9 protein-coding genes are annotated in these 6,129 nt (G+C 56.5%); 5 read left to right on the forward strand and 4 right to left on the reverse strand.

What is annotated here, in order from left to right; genetic code table 11:
• The first annotated feature begins 23 nt into the window (after positions 1-23).
• Both U5A65_RS37125 and U5A65_RS37130 read left to right on the forward strand, forming a co-directional pair.
• The gene (locus U5A65_RS37125) at positions 24-374 is read left to right on the forward strand and encodes a hypothetical protein (RefSeq protein ID WP_321949358.1); all 351 of its coding nucleotides are present in this window, start codon (positions 24-26) and stop codon (positions 372-374) included.
• 262 nt (positions 375-636) lie between these two features.
• A complete protein-coding gene (locus tag U5A65_RS37130; protein WP_321949359.1) occupies positions 637-1,026 on the forward strand; it encodes a hypothetical protein in 390 nt (129 codons plus the stop codon).
• A 94-nt stretch (positions 1,027-1,120) separates the two neighbouring features.
• Here the strand turns inward: U5A65_RS37130 and U5A65_RS37135 are convergent, their stop codons facing one another.
• A complete protein-coding gene (locus tag U5A65_RS37135) occupies positions 1,121-1,462 on the reverse strand; it encodes a hypothetical protein (protein WP_321949360.1) in 342 nt (113 codons plus the stop codon).
• Between the two features lie 749 nt (positions 1,463-2,211).
• Between U5A65_RS37135 and U5A65_RS37140 the strand changes: the two genes are divergently transcribed.
• Positions 2,212-2,478, forward strand: coding sequence for a hypothetical protein (locus U5A65_RS37140; RefSeq protein WP_321949361.1), 267 nt, complete (start codon positions 2,212-2,214; stop codon positions 2,476-2,478).
• A complete protein-coding gene (locus tag U5A65_RS37145) occupies positions 2,475-2,696 on the forward strand; it encodes a hypothetical protein (protein ID WP_321949362.1) in 222 nt (73 codons plus the stop codon). The genes U5A65_RS37140 and U5A65_RS37145 overlap by 4 nt, the downstream gene beginning before the upstream one ends.
• 261 nt (positions 2,697-2,957) lie before the next feature.
• Here U5A65_RS37145 and U5A65_RS37150 read toward each other — a convergent pair whose 3' ends face one another.
• The gene (locus tag U5A65_RS37150; RefSeq protein ID WP_321949363.1) at positions 2,958-3,584 is read right to left on the reverse strand and encodes a CGNR zinc finger domain-containing protein; all 627 of its coding nucleotides are present in this window, start codon (positions 3,582-3,584) and stop codon (positions 2,958-2,960) included.
• A 74-nt stretch (positions 3,585-3,658) separates the two neighbouring features.
• Here U5A65_RS37150 and U5A65_RS37155 point away from each other — a divergent pair, with 74 nt between their 5' ends.
• Positions 3,659-4,522, forward strand: a complete 864-nt coding sequence (locus U5A65_RS37155; protein ID WP_321949364.1) for an alpha/beta hydrolase — start codon at positions 3,659-3,661, stop codon at positions 4,520-4,522.
• Positions 4,523-4,594: 72 nt separating this feature from the next.
• Here the strand turns inward: U5A65_RS37155 and U5A65_RS37160 are convergent, their stop codons facing one another.
• The gene (locus U5A65_RS37160; protein WP_415766311.1) at positions 4,595-4,921 is read right to left on the reverse strand and encodes a DUF6984 family protein; all 327 of its coding nucleotides are present in this window, start codon (positions 4,919-4,921) and stop codon (positions 4,595-4,597) included.
• A gap of 204 nt (positions 4,922-5,125) precedes the next feature.
• Positions 5,126-5,470 (reverse strand): hypothetical protein, encoded by a 345-nt coding sequence (locus U5A65_RS37165; protein ID WP_321949366.1) that lies wholly within the window; start codon positions 5,468-5,470, stop codon positions 5,126-5,128.
• Positions 5,471-6,129: the final 659 nt, after the last annotated feature.

Consider the following 6,129-nt stretch of genomic DNA (forward strand, 5'->3'; position numbering starts at 1 on the left):
GCGACCTACTTGGCGGAAGGGAAGTGGCGAGACCTCTGGATGACGAGGCACGCACCGAGTTGCTGCGCTTCCTTGTGGTCGGCCAGCTCTTTGCATTCGCCCGCGAGGGCGTGTGGCTGCGCACCGATCATCTGATCGAATCGGCAAAGATCTGGCTGGCCTCGAACGGCGCAGAATGTGACTGGCTGGAGCGGGCAAGGCTCGTGGAGGCATCTCGGGTGATCGCCAGGCAGGAAAGCGAGGTACCCTTCCCGAAAGACGATGCCGATTTGCACAGACTCTTCAATCTACGAACCGGTTGGTTTCTGGACTACCGTTCACCTGTCGTACAACGGCTCCATGTGCGCTGCGCTGCATATCTAGAGGAGCCCTGATTATCTTGCTGGAATGAAGCAGATAAGGACGGATGCCGTGTACGCGCAACACGGCTCACATGAGTGACAAGCAGACAGGCGAGCCAGTTCAACAGGGCTCTGGTTCCGCCAGGACAATTTCCCTTGAAGCCGTAGTCTGGTTGTCCGTCCCAGTTCGACCCCGAGCGGTCAGTCGGGTTTGCCGATAGCGGCCATTCGCTATGGGGGCGGGACACTGGTAGGATGCCTTATCTGATCGAGAGGCATCGAGATAAATCGACCAATGAAATTCGACATCGAGGGTAAAGCGGGAATCACCACGCCGCCTCCCATACAGATCGCCCGCGCGCTCAAGTCATTGCGAAGCTACGGAAAGTCATCTTATGCGTCATTGACTGATACCGAAGGAAACTATGTGCAGGTAGCCGGAGGCGGCGTTAGCTGCATGATTGAGCGCTTCGAGATCGACGCATCACAAAGATGGAGGGCATTTCACGACAAACCTTCCCCTATGCGCCCAGATGGAACGATCTTGGTCTTCAGTGCAGGAAATATTCCGATGCGTGCAGATGAATGGTTCATGTGTGACCAGGTTGTGGAAGTCTTCCTAGCCTTCCTGAAAAGTGCGCCGTTTCCACCATTCGTTCACTGGCGGTCAGCCCCGGGCTTTTGACATTGATCCGCAAGTGGATAGAGCGCTTCGAGCAACTTCTGTATCTCGATTCGTCAACGATACGAGGCTCAGGTGCGAGAGACCGAACTGGCCGTTACGAGCTTTCAGTGACCAGCAGCTCACCATCGAACCAGACATCCTCGTAGTCCGGCGCAAGCAATACACGCCATCCCGGCGGCAGTGCCAAGTAAGGGACAATGGTCGGACAGCGCTCGATCAAGTGGGCGACATGAAGCGGCTGATAGAAGTCCGGGTCCGGTGAGTAGTCGCCGCCGTAAATATACCAACCACACGTACCGTTTTCCGGGGTTAGTCGAACCGCTTGAAGCGGCACATTCTCAAGGGATCCAAGCGCGATCCCTACCTTCTGGCTCGCCTCGGGCGGCATGTATTCTGCACCGAATCGGTGGCAAACGTTTCTTTGATCATTGGACATGGTCGCGCAATATGCTTAGCTCGTCGTGATTGTCGCTGATGCTGCGGGGTTTGTTGGATGTCCCAAGCTGCCGACTGATGCTATATGAGCGGCGCTGGATATAGCGATCATGGCGGCGTCAAAACGCTCTCCAGACCTCGGAGCCAACGAATGCGTAGTGTTCCGGCCCAGAGGCTGGCCCAGGTAGAACTGCGGGCCATTCGATGCACGGATGGTAGATATACATGGGCAGGACAAAGTACAAGCTGCGTCTCACATCGACGATTGTCGTCAGCCTTTCGAACTTACGCTCCATCCAACTGAATGCTACGAAACTCGAGCAAGCGGACATCGAGAATATGCAGCACCACGCGTAGCCGGGCAACTGGCGGCCGTCCACTATGGCGGTGTGGTACGAGTCACCATGCGGCGGTTCCCCTTCGTATTTCAGTGCTATCTCGTAGCTGCCGTCGGACGGTAGTAGTACATATTCACCCATGCCAGCCCAGTGGCTAAGCTCTTTCTCCGTAAACTGGATTACGTGCGATTCCATCTAGGTTCTTCAACACCGCGGATAAAGAAGATATGCAGATTGTCGACGATTTCCGCGGCGGCGTCGAACGACCGGTTGTGGCCGCACGGCGGCCGACACCCGGCCCGGCGGTCGTGCCGGATGCGCTCTTTATGTAATTGGCATAACTCGACCCTGATCTGCCCTTCAGTTTTCCCCAGAACAGCCGTTCAACGGTCGGGAGCCTTCGGATCAAAACATGATGTTCACGCCAGAATTTTCAACAGCAGACGCCACGGAACATACACTAATCGCCAATCATTATGTCGAGACGCAAGCAGCGCTGAACCTAAGCGTTGCGTACGTTCGGGCGCGTATACGTTTTGGCCGACAACACGTGCCGCTGCGTGCTGCTAGATTTGTGGTGGTCTATGATGTCCGTGGACAAAAGGTGGCAGACGATCTTGAAAGTTGCCTGCATCAGGCGCTCGGAGACGTTGCAGAGATTCGGGTGAAACGGTCATGAGCTTTCAACTTATGATTCGCGGTATTTCCCTGAGCGACGTTGAGCGTAGCCTTGGCTTACTCGACGGTAGAGCCGAAGTATTTTCGATCGACTCTGAGCACGTCGGGATTTCAATCCCGACCCGCTTGTTTGACGCCGTCGGAGAAGACAAGATTAGAGAAGCGCTACAGCACATGATGGTCTATGACCTTTACTCCGGCGACTGGAGCGGGCAGTAGCCTGCTGGCACGACGCATACATGCAGGCCACATTCAACCTTGGTTCTCGCCGCTCAGGCGCGCTGCGGCACACAGGTGGTGGATTGTCGACGATCCTAAGCCCAATCTCGAATGGCCGTTTGTGGCCGCGCGCTTCCCGACACGTGTGGCTCAGTGCACCCTCTCCGGTCATTCAACCTTCTCCAAAGCGGCCGTTAGTCGTGCACGAAAAGCCTGAGGCGATGAGTCCGCACGCCCGTTCACGCACGTTTAGACCGCCGTTCAAAATGTCGTTCTCGTCGTATGGTAGTGGCGCTGTGCTTTTGCGCGATTTCCACAAGTGGCCATTGAGCACCATCGTCGGGACCTGCTCCGCGAGAGATCGAGGAACAACCACGAGCATGCGCCGCACTCCCGGACATTCGACAGGATCGGTTGCGAAAGCAGTTCGCTCGCAGCGATAGCAAGCCGGTCCTTGATGAGCGCGCTACCGGCCTTCTCAGGGCATACCGTCCAGCGTGCCGGTGCTCGCCCTTCAACGGACAGCGCCGAATGGCTCATTGCCGCGACGATATGGCCTTCCAGCCGCTGCCGGGCGGTCTGCGCAGGCAGAACGCTACCGGCAATCGCAGAGAACACCGAATGCACCGCTTCTCGCAGTTCCGTCAGATCTTTCAGGAGATCGGATGGACGGCACCCCGCGCGCAACCGCGCCTTCTCGATCAGTCGACTATCAGCCGCATTAAGGACACCGTTTGCCGTAGCCCAGTCGATAACGTCACGCCAGTTGACCAATCGCTCGACGTCACGAGCCTTACCTGCGCCGCCGCAGGTGTTCACGAAGTTAAGGACGAGGTGGCCGCCCACATTCGTATCTGCTTGCAAACGCGGTTCTTTTGCACTGGCCAATATAACCTCCTTGTTGGATTTTGATGGTTAGTCTATGCTGGTACATCGCCATAGTCCAACGCACAAGGTGATTCATGACGGATACTTCGCGGCAGTCCAGGCAGTCGTTTCCTGGGGCGTTGCCTTTGGCGCATTCTTTTGACTTCGATGGCCAGTCGGTACGCTATGGGGTAATCGGTGCGGGAAAGCCGTTGGTGCTGGTCCATGGAACGCCGTTTTCTTCGCAGGTCTGGCGCCGCATCGCGCCGATCGCCGCTCGCTTTCGACAAGTCTTCTACTTCGATTTGCTTGGTTACGGAATGTCCGAGCAGCGCGCGGATCAGGATGTCTCACTGGGGGTTCAGAATCGCCTGCTTGCAGCCTTGCTCAGGCATTGGCGGCTCGAGAAGCCTGACGTAGTCGCCCACGATTTTGGAGGTGCCACAGCGCTCAGGGCTGCCTTGCTCAACCAATGCGCGTATCGATCCCTGCTGCTGATTGATCCGGTGGCGATCGCCCCATGGGGTTCACCGTTTGTCCGTCATGTGCGCGCGCATGAGGCTGCGTTCGCAGGCGTGCCCGCGTACATTCATGGGGCGATGGTCAACGCATATCTGCAGGGCGCAGCGAACCGAACGCTCGCGACAGACACATTGCGCATTTACTCGTCGCCATGGACGGGCGAACTAGGGCAAGCGGCGTTCTACCGGCAAATCGCCCAGATGAACCAGCGCTATACCGATGAGGTCCAATCGCGTTATGGAGAGCTACGCTGCCCGGTTTCCATCCTGTGGGGCGAGGAGGATCAGTGGATTCCGGTCGAGCGAGGCCCTGAATTATCGTTGCTGATTCCCGGAGCACGCTTCACGCGAGTTCCTGGCTCAGGGCATTTGATGCAGGAAGACGCTCCCGAAGCGATCGTCGGCGAGCTGATGGATTTTCTGCAGTTGGGAGAGTGACACCAAATTGTCGGCTATCTTGGGTCCGAGGTCGAACGTCTCTAGTTGGCCACCGCTAGCCCTCCGTTTCCTTTAATGAGTCAACGGAAAGCGTTGAATCGCAGAAAAATCCGCTTTCCACATGTCGAGCTCGAACAACTGGCCAAAGTTGTCCAGAGACAGGGTCACGAAGACTGGTACGCCATCGGAGTCAAGAAACTCCATCTGGCAGAGATCCGCGCCTAGCCGGCGCCCTTCGATATGTTGCGAGTCAAACCGAACACTTCCCATCCGACCGTCGTCCAACCCTTCGACCAAGCAATCCGGCAGCAAGTCACGAAGCGCTGGCGCCTGCGGGCTTGCTTGTAGCATGTGTTCAATCAAGGCTCTTTCCGCCGGGTTTAGATGTCTTAGCTTCATCGTAATGGACGGCGCTTACTGAACGCGGCGACAAAAGAAGATTGTTGACGATTCAAGTCTCAATGTCGACCGTCGCTTCATGGCCGCACTGCGTCCACGACCGGGCACGCCGCTCGCCCCCCCGGCGCACATCTCATGCAACGGGCATAACCGACCCGGAGGGGTCCTTCAACTTTCTCCACAGCGGACGCTCAACGCGGCCAGCTAGCCATTGACTTCGTGGTACCAATATCGATTTCGCCCAATGAAGTCAAAGGCTTCTGGCCAAATTGCCTGTGTGTTTGCCAGAATGTTAAAGGTCGCGCCACCTGAAAAGCGAAGAGAAAGTACGTATTGATCTGTCTGCTCGACAGTGACCACGCTCTGGCCGATCAACCCCACGAGCTTGTCGCAGAACCCTGATGTTCCTTGGCGAGTAAAACTCTCGCCGTCCGCCACTGCGGCACAGTTATAGACCGTGAGCCGCTCTTCCTGAAAAACAAGCTGGAAATAGTCGTGAATAAATACGACCTGCGACAGGGGTTCAAGCGGTATAAGCCTGCTGTCCATGTACTCAGCTCCGGGTTGGCAGTGGTCAACAAATTACTCTCTGAATGAATTAATGGCCGCCGTCCGCCTCCCAATAACGAGCTCCGTCAAAGATTGAACTCAAGGACCTCCCCATTCGCAGCGGCCGAAGCTAGAAGGCTTCGTAGCATGGCCAATTGCGAGATAAGACCGGTTCGCCGAACTTTGACTGCGTGGCTGTCTCCAGACGAGGACCAGCCGCAAACGAATCGCACCTCTTCTGCGCCCTGTATTTCGAGCGCGCGGATGCAACAGTCTAAGTCGGACGCAATTTGTACGAGTACCGCTGGCTCAACCTCGTCCTCTTCGAACTGGTCAAACATCGTTCCCAGCGAGTTATTGATTTGATTCCAGAACCCCGATGCGAAGAGCCACTCCGACACTGCGCTGTCCAGTGTGAATACCGGTTCTGCAGGGTTGCCTGCAATAAAGAAGCGCGATGCCTGCAGTCTGCGCATGACGTGAAAGCTAGCTTCGATGTCAGAAGATCCAATTGTCGGCGATCCGGGCTCCACTGTCGACTGGCCGATACTGGCGGCGGATTCAACCGGTCGATGCAACACACTACAGCCTGCGTGAGCAGCGGAGGTGTTGCAAATGAAACAGCGACCGAGGATCTATTACTCCGAGAGCCAACGAAG

It is taken from the genome of Paraburkholderia sp. J10-1, assembly GCF_905220165.1.
Taxonomy (GTDB): Bacteria; Pseudomonadota; Gammaproteobacteria; order Burkholderiales; family Burkholderiaceae; genus Paraburkholderia.